This window comes from Nonomuraea sp. NPDC049419, from assembly GCF_040676995.1.
Classification (GTDB): domain Bacteria; phylum Actinomycetota; class Actinomycetes; order Streptosporangiales; family Streptosporangiaceae; genus Nonomuraea; species Nonomuraea salmonea.
Genome location: NZ_JBFAQB010000007.1, coordinates 230,463 through 247,913, shown reverse-complemented (window position 1 = coordinate 247,913; position 17,451 = coordinate 230,463). Strand labels below are relative to the sequence as shown.

General features: G+C 71.3%; 15 protein-coding genes. 9 read left to right on the top strand and 6 right to left on the bottom strand.

What is annotated here, in order from left to right:
* Positions 1-47 precede the first annotated feature (47 nt).
* Both AB0K12_RS23020 and AB0K12_RS23015 read left to right on the top strand, forming a co-directional pair.
* Positions 48-1,175, top strand: a complete 1,128-nt coding sequence (locus AB0K12_RS23020; RefSeq protein WP_345401624.1) for a nitronate monooxygenase family protein — start codon at positions 48-50, stop codon at positions 1,173-1,175.
* A 167-nt stretch (positions 1,176-1,342) separates the two neighbouring features.
* Entirely contained in the window at positions 1,343-2,113 is a 771-nt protein-coding gene (locus AB0K12_RS23015) for a GntR family transcriptional regulator (RefSeq protein WP_364564512.1), read from the top strand.
* On the opposite strand, the gene AB0K12_RS23010 is transcribed toward AB0K12_RS23015, so the two are convergent.
* Positions 2,091-4,460, bottom strand: coding sequence for an FAD-dependent oxidoreductase (locus tag AB0K12_RS23010; protein ID WP_364564508.1), 2,370 nt, complete (start codon positions 4,458-4,460; stop codon positions 2,091-2,093). The genes AB0K12_RS23015 and AB0K12_RS23010 overlap by 23 nt on opposite strands.
* Before the next feature lie 68 nt (positions 4,461-4,528).
* Here AB0K12_RS23010 and AB0K12_RS23005 point away from each other — a divergent pair, with 68 nt between their 5' ends.
* Both AB0K12_RS23005 and AB0K12_RS23000 read left to right on the top strand, forming a co-directional pair.
* Positions 4,529-5,434, top strand: a complete 906-nt coding sequence (locus AB0K12_RS23005) for a phosphotransferase (RefSeq protein ID WP_364564505.1) — start codon at positions 4,529-4,531, stop codon at positions 5,432-5,434.
* A gap of 16 nt (positions 5,435-5,450) precedes the next feature.
* The gene (locus AB0K12_RS23000) at positions 5,451-6,056 is read left to right on the top strand and encodes a DUF4126 domain-containing protein (protein WP_364564502.1); all 606 of its coding nucleotides are present in this window, start codon (positions 5,451-5,453) and stop codon (positions 6,054-6,056) included.
* Between the two features lie 70 nt (positions 6,057-6,126).
* Here the strand turns inward: AB0K12_RS23000 and AB0K12_RS22995 are convergent, their stop codons facing one another.
* Together AB0K12_RS22995 and AB0K12_RS22990 are read right to left on the bottom strand one after the other, a co-directional pair.
* Positions 6,127-6,927: an alpha/beta hydrolase gene (locus AB0K12_RS22995; RefSeq protein WP_364564499.1), complete on the bottom strand. Its 801-nt coding sequence runs from the start codon at positions 6,925-6,927 to the stop codon at positions 6,127-6,129.
* Positions 6,928-7,722 (bottom strand): glucose 1-dehydrogenase, encoded by a 795-nt coding sequence (locus AB0K12_RS22990; protein WP_364564496.1) that lies wholly within the window; start codon positions 7,720-7,722, stop codon positions 6,928-6,930. It abuts the gene before it with no gap.
* A 102-nt stretch (positions 7,723-7,824) separates the two neighbouring features.
* Here AB0K12_RS22990 and AB0K12_RS22985 point away from each other — a divergent pair, with 102 nt between their 5' ends.
* Positions 7,825-8,430: a hypothetical protein gene (locus AB0K12_RS22985; RefSeq protein WP_364564493.1), complete on the top strand. Its 606-nt coding sequence runs from the start codon at positions 7,825-7,827 to the stop codon at positions 8,428-8,430.
* Positions 8,431-8,565: 135 nt separating this feature from the next.
* Here AB0K12_RS22985 and AB0K12_RS22980 read toward each other — a convergent pair whose 3' ends face one another.
* Positions 8,566-9,330 carry an alpha/beta hydrolase gene (locus tag AB0K12_RS22980; protein WP_364564490.1) on the bottom strand — a complete coding sequence of 255 codons (765 nt, stop codon included), beginning with the start codon at positions 9,328-9,330 and terminating at the stop codon, positions 8,566-8,568.
* Between the two features lie 59 nt (positions 9,331-9,389).
* On the opposite strand from AB0K12_RS22980, the gene AB0K12_RS22975 reads away from it, so the two are divergent.
* Entirely contained in the window at positions 9,390-9,926 is a 537-nt protein-coding gene (locus tag AB0K12_RS22975) for a PadR family transcriptional regulator (RefSeq protein ID WP_364564487.1), read from the top strand.
* A gap of 357 nt (positions 9,927-10,283) precedes the next feature.
* Here AB0K12_RS22975 and AB0K12_RS22970 read toward each other — a convergent pair whose 3' ends face one another.
* Both AB0K12_RS22970 and uvrB read right to left on the bottom strand, forming a co-directional pair.
* Entirely contained in the window at positions 10,284-10,940 is a 657-nt protein-coding gene (locus AB0K12_RS22970) for a PepSY domain-containing protein (RefSeq protein ID WP_364564485.1), read from the bottom strand.
* Between the two features lie 252 nt (positions 10,941-11,192).
* Positions 11,193-13,301, bottom strand: a complete 2,109-nt coding sequence (gene uvrB, locus AB0K12_RS22965) for an excinuclease ABC subunit UvrB (RefSeq protein ID WP_364564482.1) — start codon at positions 13,299-13,301, stop codon at positions 11,193-11,195.
* A 231-nt stretch (positions 13,302-13,532) separates the two neighbouring features.
* Here uvrB and AB0K12_RS22960 point away from each other — a divergent pair, with 231 nt between their 5' ends.
* Genes AB0K12_RS22960 through AB0K12_RS22950 form a run of 3 tightly spaced genes read left to right on the top strand, consistent with a single transcriptional unit; the run spans position 13,533 to position 17,203 of the window.
* Positions 13,533-15,179 (top strand): SPFH domain-containing protein, encoded by a 1,647-nt coding sequence (locus AB0K12_RS22960; protein ID WP_364564480.1) that lies wholly within the window; start codon positions 13,533-13,535, stop codon positions 15,177-15,179.
* Positions 15,179-16,420 (top strand): SPFH domain-containing protein, encoded by a 1,242-nt coding sequence (locus AB0K12_RS22955; protein WP_364564477.1) that lies wholly within the window; start codon positions 15,179-15,181, stop codon positions 16,418-16,420. Before AB0K12_RS22960 ends, AB0K12_RS22955 begins: the two co-directional genes overlap by 1 nt.
* A 9-nt stretch (positions 16,421-16,429) precedes the next feature.
* On the top strand, positions 16,430-17,203 hold the full coding sequence (locus tag AB0K12_RS22950) for a sporulation protein (RefSeq protein WP_364564474.1): 774 nt from the start codon (positions 16,430-16,432) through the stop codon (positions 17,201-17,203).
* The last annotated feature ends 248 nt before the right edge of the window (positions 17,204-17,451 follow it).

The following is a 17,451-nucleotide window of genomic DNA, read 5'->3' as shown; positions in this document are numbered from 1 at the left end:
GCTCCAGGGGATGGACCGAACAACCTTCTGACCGTTAGCGTCGGTTCATGCGCACCGCGATAAGTGAGCGTTTAGGGATCGAGTTTCCGCTCTTCGCCTTCAGCCACTGCCGCGACGTGGTGGCCGCCGTCACGAACGCGGGCGGGTTCGGGGTGCTGGGCGCGGTCGCGTACTCGCCCGAGCAGCTCGACACCGAGCTGACGTGGCTGGACGAGCGGGTGGGCGGCCGGCCGTACGGGGTGGACGTGCTCGTCCCCGGCAAGATCGACTCATCGGCGCACGACCGGCGCGTGCACCTCATGGACGCCGTCCCCGACCGGCATCGCGACTTCGTCACCCACCTGCTGACCAAGTACGGCGTCAGCGCCCCTGGCCGGCCGATGAGCGCCACCGCCGACGAGATGGGCCGGCGGGTCACCGCGGCCGGCGCGACCGGGCTGATCGACGTGGCGCTGAAGCACCGCATCGGGCTGATCGCCAGCGCCCTGGGCCCGCCGCCGCCCGAGATGGTGACGAAGGCCAGGGAGGCGGGCGTGCCCGTGGCGGCCCTGGTGGGCACCGTCGAGCACGCGCGCAGGCAGGTCGAGGCCGGTGCCGACCTCATCGTGGCGCAGGGCACGGAGGCGGGCGGCCACACCGGCGACGTCTCCACGATGGTGCTGGTGCCGCAGGTCGTGGACGCGGTCGCGCCGGTGCCCGTGCTGGCCGCGGGCGGCATCGCGTCGGGGCGGCAGATGGCGGCGGCCATGGCGCTCGGCGCGGAGGGCGTGTGGTGCGGCTCGCTCTGGCTGACGACCGAGGAGGCCGAGACCTCTCCGGCGGTCAAGCGGAAGCTGCTGGCGGCCTCGTCGCTGGACACCGTACGGTCGCGCTCCCGTACGGGGAAGCCGGCCCGCCAGCTCAAGTCGGCCTGGACCGAGGAGTGGGACTCCGGGCAGGAGAGCCCCGGCCCGCTGGGCATGCCGCTGCAGCTGCTGCTGGCCGAGGGCGCGATGGCGCGGATCGGGGCGGCGGCGGAGAAGGGCGAGCCCGGCGCCGTGGAGCTGGTCAACTACTTCGTCGGGCAGGTCGTCGGCCAGCTCGACCAGGTACGCCCGGCCAGGGAGGTCGTCTACGACCTGGTCAGCGAGTTCGGCGAGGCGGTCGAACGCCTGGGCCGCCTCACGGCGGACTGACGCGGCCGAGCGGCCTTCGGCCGGGCGACGCAGCCGGGCGACGCGGCGGGATGACGCGGCGGGGCGGACGCACGGCTGAGTGACGGCGAGGGGCGAACGCGGCTCCCCCGCACTTTCCGCCCACCCCAAGGCGTTGCCAAGCCAGCGGCAAGAGGTACCCTGCGCCTGTGGTCGGGACCCCGCCTGAGCTGGAGCGCGGCACCGGCGTCCCCGCGCACGTGCAGATCGAGCGCTGGCTGCTCGACTCGATCGCCGGCGGCGAGCTGGCGCCGGGTGACCGGCTGCCCGGCGAGCGGGAGCTGGCCGGGCGGCTCGGCGTGAGCAGGATGACGCTCAGGCAGGCGCTCGCCACCCTGGAACGCGACGGCGTGCTGCTGCGCGTGCCCGGCAGGTCGGGCGGCGCGTTCGTGGCGGAGCCGCCGCCGGGGCCGCGCATCGAGTGCGACCTGACGGGGCTGGCCGGGTTCACCGAGCAGATGCGCCGCGCCCACCTGCGGGCCGAGGCGCGCATCCTGCGGGCCGCCACCGTGCCCGCGCCGGCCGCCGCCGCGGTGGCGCTCGGCGTCCCGGTGGGCGAGCCGGTGCACGAGGTGGCGCGGGTGCGCTCGGCGGGCCGCTCCCCCGTCGCGCTGGAGCGCTCCTACTTCCCCGCCCTGCCAGGACTGCTCGACCAGGACCTGACCGGCTCCCTGTACGACCTGCTCGCCGCCCGCTACGACCTGCGCCCTCGCACGGCGGTCGAGCACCTCGACCCGGTGGTCGCCGAGCCGGCCGACGCGGCGGAGCTGGGCATCGCGGCGGGCGCGCCGCTCATGCTGGTCGAGCGCACCGCCTACGCGGCGGGCGGCGTCCCCGTGGAGTACGCGCTCGACCTGTTCCGCCCCGACCGGGTGCGCATCTCCGTACGCAGCGGCGTCACGGCACCACCGGCCCCTTGACCACGGTGCCCGGCACCCACCGGCCCTCCACCTCGACCTCGACGGGCGCGCCCGGCGCGCTCTCGTCCGCGGGCAGGTAGGCGTAGGCGATGGAGGCGCGGGCGGTGTAGCCGTAGCCGCCGGAGGTGACGCGGGAGACGACGCGGCCGGTGAGGCGTACCGGCTCGTTGCCGAGGGCGACGGCGCGCGGGTCGTCCAGCGTCAGGCAGCGCAGCCGGCGCGCGGGCCGGGGGTCGAGCGCGTCCTTGCCGAGGAAGTCCTTGTCGGGTTTGACGCAGAAGCCGAGTCCCGCCTCGTACGGTGTCGTCTCGGGCCCGAGGTCGGCGCCCCACACCCGGTAGCCCTTCTCCAGGCGCAGGCTGTCGATGGCCCGGTAGCCGCCGGCCATCAGCCCGTGCGGCCGTCCCGCCGCCCAGAGCGCCTGCCAGAGCGCGAGCCCGTACTCGCTGGAGCAGTACAGCTCCCAGCCGTGCTCCCCCACGAACGTCACCCGCAGCGCCAGCACCGGCACGTCCCCCACGGTGAGCTCGCGCGCCGTCATGAACGGCAGGTCGGCGGGCTCGGGCGTCAGCCCGGCGAGCACGTCGCGGGCGCGTGGCCCCCACAGCGCGAAGCAGGCGTACTGGCCGGTCACGTCGGCGATCCTGACGTCCGCGCTCGTGCGGGCCGCCTGCTTGCGCAGCCAGCCGAGGTCGTGGGCGCCGAACGCGGTGCCGGTGACGACGAGGAACTCCCGCTCGCCGCGCCGGGTGACGGTGAAGTCGCACTCGATGCCGCCGCGCCGGTTGAGCGCCTGCGTGTACGTGACGGCGCCGACGTCGCGGGCGACCCGGTTGTCGCACACCCATTCCAGCAGCTCGGCGGCGTCGGGCCCGGTCACCTCGATCTTGGCGAACGAGCTCTCGTCGAACAGCCCGGCCGCCGTACGCGTGGCGCGGTGCTCGGCCCCGATCGCCGGCGACCAGGACCGCCCTGCCCATCCCGCGGGCCGCTCGTCCTCGCCCGGCAGCTCGTTCGCGGTGTAGTAGTTGACCCGCTCCCAGCCCGACTTCTCGCCGAAGGCGGCGCCATGGGCGGCGTGCCAGCCGTAGGCGGGCGAGACCCGCAGCGGCCGGCCCGCCGAGCGCTCGTGCCCGGGGTAGCGGATGTCGTAGTACGTCTCGTAGTTCTCGACCGCCCGCTTGAGCGTGTACGACGGCGAGCGGTAGTGGCGGCCGAAGCGGCGCACGTCCATGTGCCACAGGTCCATGCCTGGCTCGCCCTCGACGATCCACTCGGCCATGACCTTGCCGATGCCGCCCGCGCCCGCGATGCCGTGCGCGCAGAACCCGGCCGCCACGAAGAACCCGCCGACCTCGGTCTCCCCCAGGCAGAACTCGTTGTCGGGGGTGAACGCCTCGGGCCCGTTGATCAGCTTGCGGATGCCGACGTCGGCCATCGCGGGCACGCGGACGCGCGAGTTGTCGGAGATCTCCTCGAACCTGGGCCAGTCCTCGGGCAGCAGGCGGCCGTTGAAGTCGGCGGGGATCGCGTCGTACGCGTCAGGCCCGGCGGTCCAGGGGGCGCAGCGGCGCTCGTAGCCGCCCATGACCAGGCCGCGCACCTCCTGCCGGTAGTAGACGAGCAGGTCGGGGTCGCGCAGCGTGGGCAGGTTCGCGTGCTCGTGGAAGGCATCGGTCACCACGTACTGGTGCGACATGGGCACGATCGGGACGCGCACCCCGGCCATGCGGCCGATCTCGGCGGCGAACATGCCGCCGCAGTTGACCACGATCTCGCAGGCGATGTCGCCCTGGTCGGTGCGCACGCCGGTGACCCGGCCGCCGGTCACGTCGATGCCGAGCACGCGGGTGCCGGTGCGCAGCTTCGCGCCGCCCGCGCGGGCGCGCTCGGCCAAGGCGTAGCAGAGCTGCGACGGGTCGATCTGCCCGTCCGTCGGCAGGTACGCGGCTCCGACCACGCCCTCAGGGTCCATGAGCGGGAACAGCTCGACCGCCTCGGCCACCGAGATCTCCTCCAGCGGCAGCCCGAACGTGCGCGCCCAGCCGATCTGGCGGCGGATCTCCTCCATGCGTTCGGGCGTGGAGGCCAGCTTGATGCCGCCGCACTCGGTCCAGCCGGCGTCGAGCGTCCGGTAGAGCTCGACGGAGTACTGGTTCATCCTGGTCAGCGTGGGGTCGGCGCGCAGCTGGCCGACGAGCCCCGCCGAGTGGAAGGTGGAGCCGCTGGTCAGCGCGTCGCGTTCGAGCAGCACGACATCGCGCTCGCCGAGCTGGGTGAGGTGGTAGGCGACGGACGCGCCGCCCACCCCGCCGCCGATGATCACGATGCGGGCCGAGTCGCTCATGGTCGCGAGGCTAACCCGCGTACCCTAAAAGGTCTAGACCGTTTAGGGCGGCGGAGCTAGCATCGAGCATGGCCGCGCCAGAGGTGCTCGATCGCATCCCCTTGCTGTCCGGCGTGCCGCGCTCCGTGGAGGAGCTGCCCGGCGGGCTCACCAACCACAACTACAAGGTCACCACCCCGCGTGGCGCGTACGTCGTGCGCGTGCAGGCCAGCGACGGCGCGCTGCTGGCCATCGACAGGGACGCCGAGCACGCCAACTCGCTCGCCGCGGCCGCGGCCGGAGTCGGGGCGCCGGTGCACGACTACCTGCCCGACCTGGGCGTCCTGGTGGTGGGGTACGTCTCCGCGCGCACGTTCACCGAGGCCGACCTGCACGACCCGGCCAACCTGCCCCGCGTGGCCGAGGCGTGCCGGCGGCTGCACGCGGGCCCGCGGTTCGTCCGCGACTTCGACATGTTCGACGTGCAGCGGCGCTATCTGGCGATCGTCCGCGAGCGCGGCTTCCGGCTGCCGCCCCGCTACCTCGACTTCATGCCCGTCGTGGCCCGGATCAGGGCGTGCCTGGCGGTCAGGGACGAGGGCACCGTGCCGTGCAACAACGACCTGCTGCCCGGCAACATCCTCGACGACGGCACACGCCTGTGGCTGATCGACTACGAGTACTCCGGCAACAACGACGCCTGCTTCGAGCTGGGCAACGTCTGGAGCGAGTCCGACCTGCCGCCCGGCCACCTGGAGGAGTTGGTCACCGCCTACTACGGCCGCCGCCTGCGCCACAAGATCGCCCGCGCCCGGCTGCTCGGCCTGATGTCCAAGTACGGCTGGACGCTGTGGGCCTCCATCCAGGACGGCGCCAACGACACCATCGACTTCGACTTCTGGTCGTGGGGCATGGAGAAGTACGACCGGGCGCTGACCGAGTTCACCGATCGCGCGCTCGGCCACCTCATGGACGAGGCGGCCAGGCCGGACTGAGAGGCAGACTAGGGGGATGCTCGCCGCTCTGACCGGTTTGGGCCTGTCCACGGCCGCCGGCCTCAACGCCTACATCCCCCTCCTGGTCGTGGGCGTGCTCGCCAACGTCACCGACGCCGTACGCCTGCCCGACGGCTACGCCTGGCTGTCGAACTGGGGCGTGCTCGCGATCATCGCCGTGCTGCTGGCCGCCGAGCTGGTGCTGGACAAGGTGCCCGCGATCGACAGCGTCAACGACACCATCCAGACCGTGATCCGCCCGGCCTCCGGCGGCGTGGTCTTCTCCGCCACCGCGGCCGCCGCCGAGTTCGAGCGCTCCGCGTGGATGACCGAGAACCCGTGGGCGGGGTGGCTGATCGGCATCGTGGCGGCGCTGGCGGTCCACGCGGTCAAGTCCCTCGTGCGCCCGGTGGTCAACGCGGGCACGGCCGGGTTCGGCGCGCCGGTGCTGAGCACCGCCGAGGACGCCGGATCGATCGGGATGAGCCTGGTCGCGGTGTTCGCGCCCGTTCTGGTGATCGTCGCGCTGCTGGTGCTGGCCGTGCTCGCCTGGCTGCTGATCCGCCGGGTACTCCGGGCCCGCGCCCGCCGGCGGGAGGTCCGCCCGCCTCGACGCGTCTAGAGGCGGGTCTCTAGAGCCGGTTTCGGAACCGGTTTCAGAGCCGGTTTCACGGGCGGCTTTTCAGGCGGCCTTATAGGCGGCGCAGCCAGCCCTCCACGGCGGTCACGAAGTCCTCGGGACGTTCCTCGTGCAGCCGGTGGCTCGCGCCCTCCCAGCACAGCACCGCCGACGCCGGGTCCTTGAGCAGCCCGCTCTCCCACTGCGCGCGACCCTGATCGGCCCAGATCGACAGCACCGGGCACCGCCTGCGCGCCAGATAGTCGTCGCTGGCCGGGCGCACCCCGATGGCGTCACCGGTGACGAACATGGCCTCGAACGCCTCCGCCAGCACGTGCGGCGGCATGCCGTACAGGCGGCGTTTGTGCCAGCGCCTGATGAGGGCGGGGGTGGCGGCGTTGGTGCACCACTCGTCGATGCGCTCGGCGGCCTCGTGCGGCCGATCGCCGCGCAGGCCGGCGATCATGCCGGGGAAGCCGGCGGCGATCCCGGCGCTCATGCCGTAGCCGGGGTCGAGGGTGACGAGCGCCCGTACGCGCTCCGGATGCTCGACGGCCAGGATCGAGACCACCTGGCCGCCCATGGAGTGGCCGACGGCCACGACCTGCGCGATGCCGAGCCGGCCGAGCAGGGCGTCGAGGTCGGCCGCCATCGCGCGCGGCGTGTTGCCGGTCTCGGGGACCGACGAGTAGCCGTGGCCGCGCAGGTCCACCGCGATGACGCGGTGCCGTTCCGCGAGGGCGTCGATGTGCCAGGACCACTGGTGGGAGTCGGTGCCCCAGCCGTGCACGAGCAGCAGCGGCGGCGCGCTCATGGCGTCGCCGTCGTCGGTGTAGAAGAGCCTGACGTCGGGTTCGACCTGCGCGTACGGCACCTAGCCTCCGTTCTTCGGCGCCAGCGCGACCTCGCCCGCCGTCCAGCCGCCGTCCACGGCCAGTTCGGCGCCGGTGACGTACGAGGCGGCGTCGGACAGCAGGAACGCGATCGCCTCCGCGACCTCCTCGGGCTCGCCCCACCGCCCGGCCGGGGCCAGCGGGAACGTGCCCTCCCCCGACACCGCGCCCAGCGGCAGCGTCATGGGGGTGACGATCATCCCGGGATGGACGGAGTTGACGCGGATGCGGTCCTTGGCGAACTCCACCGCCGCGATCTTGGTGAGCCCGCGTACGCCCCACTTCGACGCCCCGTACCCGCCGGTGCCCGGCAGCGCGAACAGCCCCGCGACCGACGACAGGTTGACGATCGCGCCGCCGCCCGACGCCCGCATGGCGCCCAGCACCGCCTTGAGCCCGAGGAAGGTGCCGGTCAGGTTGACCTGGATGACCCGCTCGAAATCCGCCAGTGACTGCTGTTCGATGAGCTGGGCGGTGGCGATGCCGGCGTTGTTGACCAGGCCGTCGAGCCGCCCGTAGGCGTCCACGGTCTCCTTCACCACGGCCGCCCAGGCGTCCTCGCTGGTCACGTCGTGGGCGATGAACCTGGCCTCCAGCTCCTTGGCGGTGGCCGCGCCCTCCTCGGCGAGCACGTCGGTGAGCACGAGGCGGGCGCCTGCCGCCGCGCACCTCCGGGCGGTCGCCGCTCCCATGCCCCTCGCCCCGCCGGTGATGATGACGACCTTGCCGTCCAGCACGCCTGCCCCGCCCTTCGTGAGGGTGATCCCTGCCGCCATGTCAGCACAGCGCCCGCTCCCGATCAAGGGCTTGCTCGGGGCGCTCATCGCGCGGCGCGCCCGATCGGCACTATCCTTCAAAGCAGCAGCACCGAGCAGGAGGTGGCGGAGATCAGCGAGTTCCTAGTCGTCGTCCTTGTGGTCCTGGCGTTCCTCCTGCTTCTGGGCGGGCTGGGCATCTGGCTGCTGGTCAAGCTGGGCAAGAAGGCAGCGGTCAAGGCCAGGGAGGCAACCTCCCGCATCACCACCCACGTCAACGCCATGGGCACCGGCGACGCCGCCGAGGTCGAGCGGCTCCGGCTCGACCTGCGCCGCGAGGTCACGCTCACCCGGCAGGCCGTCGAGCAGGCCCAGCGTCAGGGCTGGGGGCTCGGAGAGCTGCCCCGGCTGCTCGCCGACCTCACCGCCCAGGCCGACGTGCACGACCAGCAGCTCGGCATGTACGCCCAGCAGCGCCGCCTGTCCCCCTACGTCGACCACGCCACCCTCGACCGGCTGCGCCAGCACCAGGCCACGCTGACCGCCATGTGCGCCCGCCTGCGCGCCGACCTGCTGAGCGACCAGGTGCACCACACCGGGGCCGGCATCGCCGACCTCGGCCAGCGCACCGACCTCGAGATCGAGGCCCGCCGCCAGGCGCCCGACCCTCTCGACGAGATCGACGACCTCTACCGCCGCACGATGCAGGAACGCAAAGACCTCCCCTGACATGGCGGGGGCGGCGGCAGGCCCGCTGGATCCCGCGCCTCACGCAGACAGGTCAAGCCAGATCCCGCGCCTCACGCAGAGAGGTCCCGCTGGATCTCGCGCCTCACGTGAGGAGGTCCCGCTGGATCTCGCCCCTCACGCGGGGAGGAGCGTCTTCAGGGTGCGCGCGAACGCCTCGGGGTTGTCGAGCATGATGTTGTGCCCCGACTCCGGGATGCCCAGCACCCGCACCCCGGCCGCCCGCAGCTCCTCGGCCCCGGCCGGCTCATCACCCTCGGGGAACAGGAACGCGCGCGGGATCGTGAGCCCGGCCAGCAGCTCCCGCATCGCCGGCGTGCTGCCCCGGGCCAGGCTGACCGCCGTACGGTGCAGGGCGCGCAGGTCGGCCAGGCGCATCGTGGACCACCAGTGCGGCCCCACCCGGTCACGCACCTCCTTCCAGCCGCCGGACACGAACTCCTCCTCGCCGTAGGCGGCGATGCCGCTGGTGCCCGGGCGTACGGGCGTCGCCGGGTAGGGGTCGAGGTTGGCGTCCACCAGGACCAGGTCGGCCACCAGGCCGGGGTGGCGGGCGGCCAGCACGATGGCGACGGCCCCGCCCATGCTGTGCGCGATCATCGACGCGCCCTCCACGCCCGCCTTGTGCAACGCCTCCGCGAGGGCGTCGGCGTGGGCCTCCAGCGTGTACGAGAAGTCCTGCGGCCGGTCGCTGATGCCGAACCCGAGCAGGTCGATGAGGAGGGAACGGTGGCGCGGCAGCAGCGGGTGGGCCGCGACCTCCGCGTAGTAGGGGGCCGAGGTGGCGCCGAGGCCGTGAACGTAGACGCGGGCCGGCTCCGCGCCCGGCAGCTCGACCCAGCGGATGCGGGCGCCGCCGGGGTGGACGATGGCATCGTGCATGAAGGCTCTCCTCGTGTATCGGTCTCAATATATATCGATGCCGAGGTATGATCGGAAGCATGCTGGAGCTGGCCATCCTGGGTTTTCTCAGGGATCAGCCGTTGCACGGTTACGACCTGCGTACGCGGGTGGCCGCCCTGATGGGCCACGTACGCCCGGTCGCCGACGGCACCCTCTACCCCGCGATCAAACGCCTGGCCACGGTCGGCTGGCTGCTCAGAAAGGACGAGCCAGGCGCCGCCGCAGCCCCCCGCCGCATGCTCTATCTGACCCAGGAAGGCCAGGAAGAGCTCGAACGCCGCCTCCGCGACCCGGCCGACCTCGACATCAGCGACGAGAACCGCTGGTTCACGCTCTTGGCCTTCCTCCGCCACCTGACCAACCCAAAGGACCAGGCGAACGTTCTCAGGCGACGTCTGGCCTTCCTGGAACAACCGACGAGCTTCTTCTACGACGGCCCCCGCCCGATGGCCGCCGAAGAGTTCGCCGACCCCTTCCGCCAGGGCCTCCTCACCATCGCCCACGCCACCACCCAAGCCGAACTGACCTGGCTCCACACCACCCTCGCCACTTTGGACTCCCCCACCAGGCCCTGACCGCAACCCCACCGCCCCTCGGCGCGCATGTGCGCTCTCAGCAGGACCCGCTCACCGGCCCGCCCACCCCGCCCGTCTCCAGTCCCGCCGTCCCTACGCCAGAGCAGCCTCCGTGACGAACGGACCCAGCGGGCGAAGGGGTTGATCCCAGACGACCCGCCACACAGGGCACCCGCCGCACACGGGATCCGCCACACAGGAGCACACCGGTGGCGAAGTCGACCTAGAGGCGACCCGCCACGCGAGAAACCAGCGGCAGCGGGGTTGGTCCTCGGGCTGCGGTCCTGCGGTGAGTGATGAGGCGGCTGGGTGGTGACTTGCGGGGTGAGGGGTTGGGGGTTGGTTCGGGGGCCGTGGTCAGGAGGTGGAGCCGCTCTTGCGGGTGACCTCGCCGGTTGCGGCGTCGATGGCGACTTCCTGCTTGGTGCCGTTGGGTGTGATCACGTCGGACTCCCAGACGGTCTTGTCCTGCTCGTCGTCCAGGTTCAGTTCGGTGATGCGCCCCTCGGGGACCGCGGCGACGATCTTGTCGGCGGCCTGGGCGTAGTCGAGCTTGGCCGCGCCCAACCGCTCGCGGTGCTTGGCCTTGTCGTCGGCGTCGTCCTCCTCGGTGGTGGGGCCGTTGACGACCTTGCCGCCCTCGACGTCGAGCTGGTGCTCGGTGCCGTCCTCGCCGACGACCTGGACCTCCCAGCGGCGGCCGTTCTCCTCGCTCTCCATGGAGATGACCTTGGAGCCGGGCACTGCCGCGATCGCCGCCTGCCCGGCCCGCTTGAGACCTTCCAGGCCGGCCTGGGCGTCGTCCGGCGCGGGACTGCCGGTCCCCTCACCGGTCTCCGTGCCGGTGGGTGTGCCGGTCGGGCTGTCAGCCGGGCTGTCGGTGGGAACGGCGGTGGGCGTGCCGAGGGTCGGTGAGGAACGTACAGTCAGTCGCTCCGCCTCGCTCGTCACGGCGCCGCAGCCTCCCGCGAGCACCGTGGCACCGACCACGGCACCGATGATCGACTTGTTCATACCCTGGACGCTGCCCCCCAGAAGGTAAAGCATTCCCCCAGGTCACACGCCACCCCACAGCCGCTCCTCACCTCACGCGGGCCTGTTTGAGCCGCGGATCGCAACGCGGGTCCGCGTGAGCGCAAATCGACATGCGGGTCCCCGTGAGACGCAAGTCGACTGCTTGCGGGCCGCCGCATCCCGGCGGGGTCGCTTCACGTGGTGCGCCACGCGTGAGGCCGCCCGTGCTGGGCCGCCTCACGCCTGGTTTTCCTACTGGACGCCTGCTTCGCGCATGTCGCGGAGTTCGCGCTTCAGCTCCTTGATCTCGTCGCGGAGGCGGGCGGCCACCTCGAACTGGAGGTCGGCGGCGGCCTGGTGCATCTGCTCGGTCAGCGACTCGATCAGGGATTCCATCTGGGCGCGTGGCATCTCGCCGGCGATCGCCTTGGCGTGCTGGCCGGCCTGGCGGGCGGCGAAGCCGGGGACCGGGGCCTTGCCTCTGGACTGCTGGCGGCCGCCGCCCATGAGCTGCTGGGTGTCGGCGTCTTCGCGCTGCAGCGAGTCGAGGATGTCGGCGATCTTTTTACGCAGCGGCTGCGGGTCGATGCCGTTGGCCTCGTTGTAGGCGATCTGCTTGGCGCGGCGCCGGTTGGTCTCGTCGATGGCCCGCTCCATGGAGGGGGTGACCTTGTCGGCGTACATGTGGACCTGGCCCGACACGTTACGGGCGGCCCGGCCGATGGTCTGGATCAGCGACGTCTCCGAGCGCAGGAAGCCCTCCTTGTCGGCGTCGAGGATGGCCACCAGCGACACCTCGGGCAGGTCGAGGCCCTCGCGCAGCAGGTTGATGCCGACCAGCACGTCGAACTCGCCGACGCGCAGCTCGCGCAGCAGCTCGATGCGGCGCAGCGTGTCGACCTCGCTGTGCAGGTAGCGGACCCGGATGCCGAGCTCGAGAAGGTAGTCGGTGAGGTCTTCCGCCATCTTCTTGGTCAGCGTGGTGACCAGCACGCGCTCGTCGCGCTCGGCCCGCTCGCGGATCTCGTGAACGAGGTCGTCGATCTGGCCCTTGGTGGGCTTGACCACGATCTCGGGGTCGACCAGGCCGGTCGGGCGGATGACCTGCTCGACCACCTCGCCCTTGACCCGCCCCAGCTCGTAGGGGCCGGGCGTGGCCGACAGGTAGACGGTCTGGCCGATGCGCTCCAGGAACTCCTCCCACTTCAGCGGCCGGTTGTCGAGCGCCGACGGCAGCCGGAACCCGTGCTCGACCAGCGTGCGCTTGCGGGAGGCGTCGCCTTCGTACATGGCGCCGATCTGCGGGACGGTCTGGTGGGACTCGTCGAGGACCAGCAGGAAGTCTTCGGGAAAGTAGTCGAGCAGCGTGTTGGGCGCGCTGCCCGGCTCGCGGCCGTCCATGTGGCGCGAGTAGTTCTCGATGCCGGAGCAGGTGCCGATCTGCCGCATCATCTCGATGTCGTACGTCGTGCGCATCCGCAGCCGCTGCGCCTCCAGCAGCTTGCCCTGCCGCTCGAGCTCGGACAGCCGCTCGGCCAGCTCGGCCTCGATGCCGGCCACGGCCGCCGCCATGCGCTGCTCGCCCGCGACGTAGTGGGAGGCGGGGAAGATGTAGAGCTCTTCGTCCTCGGTGATGACCTCGCCGGTGAGCGGATGCATGGTCGAGAGCTTCTCGATCTCGTCGCCGAACATCTCGATGCGCACGGCCAGCTCTTCGTACTTCGGGATGATCTCGATGGTGTCGCCGCGCACCCGGAACGTGCCGCGGGTGAAGGCCAGGTCGTTGCGGGTGTACTGCATGTCGACCAGGCGGCGCAGGAGCTGGTCGCGGTCGATGTCCATGCCGACGCGCAGGCGGGCCATGCGGTCGACGTATTCCTGCGGCGTGCCCAGGCCGTAGATGCACGACACCGACGCGACCACGATGGTGTCGCGGCGGGTGAGCAGCGAGTTGGTGGCCGAGTGGCGCAGCCGCTCGACCTCGTCGTTGATCGACGAGTCCTTCTCGATATAGGTGTCGCTCTGCGGGACGTACGCCTCAGGCTGGTAGTAGTCGTAGTAGGAGACGAAGTATTCGACAGCGTTGTTGGGCAGCATCTCGCGCAGCTCGTTGGCGAACTGCGCGGCGAGCGTCTTGTTGGGCTGCATGACCAGGGCGGGCCGCTGCAGCCGCTCGATCAGCCACGCGATGGTGGCGGTCTTGCCGGTGCCGGTGGCGCCCAGCAGCACGCTGTCCTTCTCCCCGGCCTTGACGCGGCGCTCCAGCTCGGCGATGGCCGTCGGCTGGTCGCCCGATGGAGTCATCTCGGTGACGACCTCGAAGGGCGCCACCTTCCGCTGCAAATCAGTGACCGGTCGCATGATGCCACTGTAGGCGGCCCCACCGACAGAAACGGTCAGGGCGGCCACTCCCCTGAACGGCGGGGCAGGCAGCGCCGCGAAGCCCAGGGGTGGCCGATGAACACCGCGGGTGATCGCCGATCGTCGCACTCTCGCTACAGCCAGCAATACCCATATGGCATCACATTGCAAGCGAACCGTAAGCAGTAGCCGATACGGTCGAATCCGCCTGTAGCGGAAAAGGAAGGTTTCATGTCACGACCCAGAGAGGCACTGATCCAGGCAGGACGGGGCGTAGCCCAGGCGGTGGCCCAAGGGGGTGACGTACGCCAGGCCGTCGGCCAGGCCGTCGGGCAGTACGCCGGCCAGGCCGGGCCGGGTGGCCAGGGTGGCCAGGGCGGTCAGGGCGGCCAGGGCTTCGCGCTGAACCCGCACGACTTCGCCGCGGCCCGCGACGGCGGCCCCTCGCTGGGGACCGTCATCGAAGCCAGGACGGCCTCGCTCAACGAGGCCGGCGAGATCGTCAACCGCAGCTTCACCGAGGACGGGATGCACGTCATCTCGCCGGTGGTGATCCCCAAGGGCAGCACCGCCAAGGTGATCGTGCCGCTGGGCATCCTCGTGCTGCTCGGCCTCATCGGCGCGCTCGGCAACATCGTCCCGAACGCCGACGTACTCTTCGGCCCCCACTACTGGGTGGTGCTGGTGCTGGCCGCCGCGTTCCTGTGGTGGCGGCGCAGCGTGGTGATGGTACCCGAGGGCTGCAAGGCGCTCATCACGCAGTTCGGCAAGCTGGTGCACATCGCCGACCCCGGGCGGGTGACGCTGTTCAACCCGTGGAAGCGGGTCAGTTACATCGTCAACACCACGCGCGAGTACCCGTTCAACGCCCCGATCAGCGAGGCGCCCACCCAGCAGGGCGTCAAGGCGAGCGTGGACCTGTTCCTGCAGTTCAGGATCGAGAACCCGGCGGAGTTCATCTTCGTGCTCGGCTCGGTCAGCGGCTTCCAGTCCAAGCTGCAGAACGCCATCAGCGAGGTCACCCGCTCGCTCATCTACGCCCAGCGGGCCGAGGAGATCTACGACCTCGTCGGCGAGAGCACGCTCGGCATGCTGGAGAGCCTCAACCAGCAGTTCCTGCCCGCCGTGCGGCTCACCGACGTGAACATCACGCACGCCGAGCCGTCCAGCCAGGAGTACCGCATGGACCTGGCCGCGCCCGAGATGGTGCGCGTCGCCAAGGAGGCCTACACCTACGAGTACGAGCTCCAGCTGCGCAAGGAGCAGAACGAGGGTGACCTGGTCAAGGAGCTGGCCGGGCTGCAGGAGACGCTGAGCGCCATCCAGGCGGAGATCGCCGGCTACCAGGCCCGCATGGACACCGCGCTCGAACGCGCCACCCACCAGGCGACCGCGCAGGCCAGGCAGCGCCTGGTCGAGGCGGAGTCCACGGCCAACGCCAACGCCGCCCTCCTGGAGGCGCAGGCGCTGGACATCAGGGCGCTGTCGGCCGCCGAGGCGCCGGAGATCCTCGACTACCGCTTCCAGCAGGACCTGCTGGCCAAGCTGGAGTCCGTCGCGACCCGGCTGCCGCAGGTGGTGCAGGTGGGCGACGAGACCGACATCGACTTCCTGGTACTCGCCCAGCAGCTCGTGGGCGGCAAGGACGCGGCGCTGTTCTCCGCCGAGGACATGGCCGCCATCCGGGGCAGGCTCGACGAGATCGCGGCCCGCGTACGCGACCGCGAGCGGGAGATCTCCGGCCTGCTGCAGAAGGCCGCGGCCGGCGTGGAGGAGCCGCCGCACACGCCGGAGCCGGACACCGACCTCGAGCGCACCGTCGAGCGGCTGCTGCCGGGCGGTAAGCACCACGGAGAGCAGCCTGGGAGTGGCATCTGATGAGCAGGGAATTCTCGAAGATCAAGGAGTCGCTGGCCTCCTGGAGTGAGATCCGCCAGCTCCTGCGCGGCGGCGAGCAGGGCCAGCTCGTGCCGGTCGTCATCCCGAAGGACCGGCGCGGCTTCGCGTGGATGACGCTGGTGTTCCTGGCGATCTACTTCGCCGGCATGGCCGTGATGACCGACTTCACGCTGGTCGCGGCGTTCGCGGCGCTGGTGTTCCTGCTGCTGGCACTGCTCACGATGTGGCGCAAGGCCATCATCGAGATCGAGGAGGGCACCACCGGCGTGCGCAGCCGCTGGGGCGCCATCACCGGCACCCTCCCGCCCGGCCGCCACTACCTGTGGCTGCCGTGGGACCGGGTGGACGCCGTGGTGGACACCTCGACGGAGATCCCGTACTCGGCGCCGATCGTGGCCTGCCCGACGGCCGAGAACGTGCCGCTGAAGTCGATCGAGTTCTTCCTGAAGTTCAGGATCGTGGACCCGGTCGCGTTCGTCCGCACGATCGGTGCGGGCAACTTCGACCTCGTGCTGTCCAGCGCCGTGCAGGACGCCATCAGGCAGCGCAGCCGCCGCGTCAACACCGAGCGCGCGTACGACCTGCGCGGCTCCGACGTCGGCGACATGCAGGACGCGCTCAACCGCCAGCTCGGCCGCTACGGCGTGCGCATCACCGGCGCGAACATCCCCGACGTGCAGCTGCCCGACCAGTACCAGCAGCACCTGGCCACCCGCGAGAAGGTCGCCAAGGAGCTGTCGGCCTACGAGCGCGAGTGGGAGCTGACCCGCAAGCGCCGCATCGACACGCTGCTGATGGAGATCGAGCGTTCCAAGAAGACCCGTGACGCCCGCGTGGTCGAGGTCAAGGCCGCCTACAACACCGCGCGCAAGGACGTGGCGCGCATGCTGGAGGAGCAGGAGACCGAGGCGCAGCGCGTGACGTGGGAGATCGAGGCGCGCGGCAGGGCCGAGCTGACCGCCGCCGAGAACGAGGCCAAGGCGCTGCGGCGGCTGGCCGAGTCGTACCGGGACAACCGGGCCGTGCTGCAGTACGAGCTGGCCCGCAGGCGCCTCGATGTCGGCGCCAAGCTCGCGGAGAACGCGCCGCAGCCGCTGGTCGTCAGGACCCAGCAGGGCCAGTCGGACTCCGCGCTCAGCACCCTCCTGCTCGCCCAGTTGCTCCCCCGCATCTCGGGGACGGGGGCGGGAAACGTGAACGGCCACTCACCTTCCGCTTAGGAGAACCCCATGGTGTTCCGCAAACTGATGGCCGCGTTCGGCGCGGGCGTCGAGGTAGACACGGTGCTGACCGACACGAGTGTCAAGCCGGGCGGGCCGCTGCGCGGCGTCGTCCACTTCCGTGGCGGCAACTCCGACTACAAGGTCGAAGGCATCCACATCGACCTGACCGCCGTGGTCGAGGTGGAGTCGGGCGACAACGAGTACAAGACGAGCTACAGCTTCCTGCGCCAGCAGGTGGCCGGGACGTTCCAGCTCGCGGCGGGCGCGCAGCACCAGCAGCCGTTCGAGATCGCGATGCCGTGGGAGACGCCGATCAGCGCGGTCGCCGGGCATCCGCTGCACGGCATGAAGCTGGGCGTGCAGACGGAGCTGGCGCTCGCGGGCGCGCTCGACAAGGGCGACCTCGACCCGCTGTACGTCGGCCCGCTGCCTGCCCAGGACCACGTGCTCGGGGCACTCGACCGGCTGGGCTTCCAGTTCAAGAAGGCCGACCTGGAGCGCGGCACGCTGTACGGCTCGACGATGCCGTTCTTCCAGGAGATCGAGTATTACGCGGGCGGGCAGTGGCGTCGCCACTTCAACGAGCTGGAGCTGACGTTCATCGCCGGGCCGCGGCAGATGGACGTCATCCTGGAGGCCGACAAGCAGGGCGGCTTCCTGACCTCCAGCCATGACGCGTACAACCGGTTCACCGTGCGCTACGACGAGCCGCCGCAGGCGGCGGACGCGGCGCTGCAGCGCGGGCTGGAGCAGATGGCCCGCCGCAGGGGCTGGTTCTAGGCGTTCTGAAGCCGGGGTCACGGCGCGCAGATGGCCGCTGCCCCCAGCGGTGACGGCTCGCACTCGATCTGTCGGGCGGCGTCGAGCAGCAGCTCGCGCCGCCCGTCGCCGTGCAGGCAGCCGCGGAGACCGTGTTCGGACGTTCCCGCGGCGCAAGCGAGGCATCGTCCCCGTGCAGCCAGGGGTTTCCGTCTCCGCGTGACCTGGCAGCCACCAGGTGCGGTCGTTACCATGACGACGGGCACTGA

Excerpts from the sequence above, each read along its gene's own strand:
- AB0K12_RS23020 (WP_345401624.1), top strand. The coding sequence starts at position 48 with ATGCGCACCGCGATAAGTGAGCGTTTAGGGATCGAGTTTCCGCTCTTC.
- AB0K12_RS23010 (WP_364564508.1), bottom strand. The coding sequence starts at position 4,460 with ATGAGCGACTCGGCCCGCATCGTGATCATCGGCGGCGGGGTGGGCGGC.
- AB0K12_RS23005 (WP_364564505.1), top strand. The coding sequence starts at position 4,529 with ATGGCCGCGCCAGAGGTGCTCGATCGCATCCCCTTGCTGTCCGGCGTG.
- AB0K12_RS23000 (WP_364564502.1), top strand. The coding sequence starts at position 5,451 with ATGCTCGCCGCTCTGACCGGTTTGGGCCTGTCCACGGCCGCCGGCCTC.
- AB0K12_RS22990 (WP_364564496.1), bottom strand. The coding sequence starts at position 7,722 with ATGGCGGCAGGGATCACCCTCACGAAGGGCGGGGCAGGCGTGCTGGAC.
- AB0K12_RS22980 (WP_364564490.1), bottom strand. The coding sequence starts at position 9,330 with ATGCACGATGCCATCGTCCACCCCGGCGGCGCCCGCATCCGCTGGGTC.
- AB0K12_RS22975 (WP_364564487.1), top strand. The coding sequence starts at position 9,390 with ATGCTGGAGCTGGCCATCCTGGGTTTTCTCAGGGATCAGCCGTTGCAC.
- AB0K12_RS22970 (WP_364564485.1), bottom strand. The coding sequence starts at position 10,940 with ATGAACAAGTCGATCATCGGTGCCGTGGTCGGTGCCACGGTGCTCGCG.
- uvrB (WP_364564482.1), bottom strand. The coding sequence starts at position 13,301 with ATGCGACCGGTCACTGATTTGCAGCGGAAGGTGGCGCCCTTCGAGGTC.
- AB0K12_RS22960 (WP_364564480.1), top strand. The coding sequence starts at position 13,533 with ATGTCACGACCCAGAGAGGCACTGATCCAGGCAGGACGGGGCGTAGCC.
- AB0K12_RS22955 (WP_364564477.1), top strand. The coding sequence starts at position 15,179 with ATGAGCAGGGAATTCTCGAAGATCAAGGAGTCGCTGGCCTCCTGGAGT.
- AB0K12_RS22950 (WP_364564474.1), top strand. The coding sequence starts at position 16,430 with ATGGTGTTCCGCAAACTGATGGCCGCGTTCGGCGCGGGCGTCGAGGTA.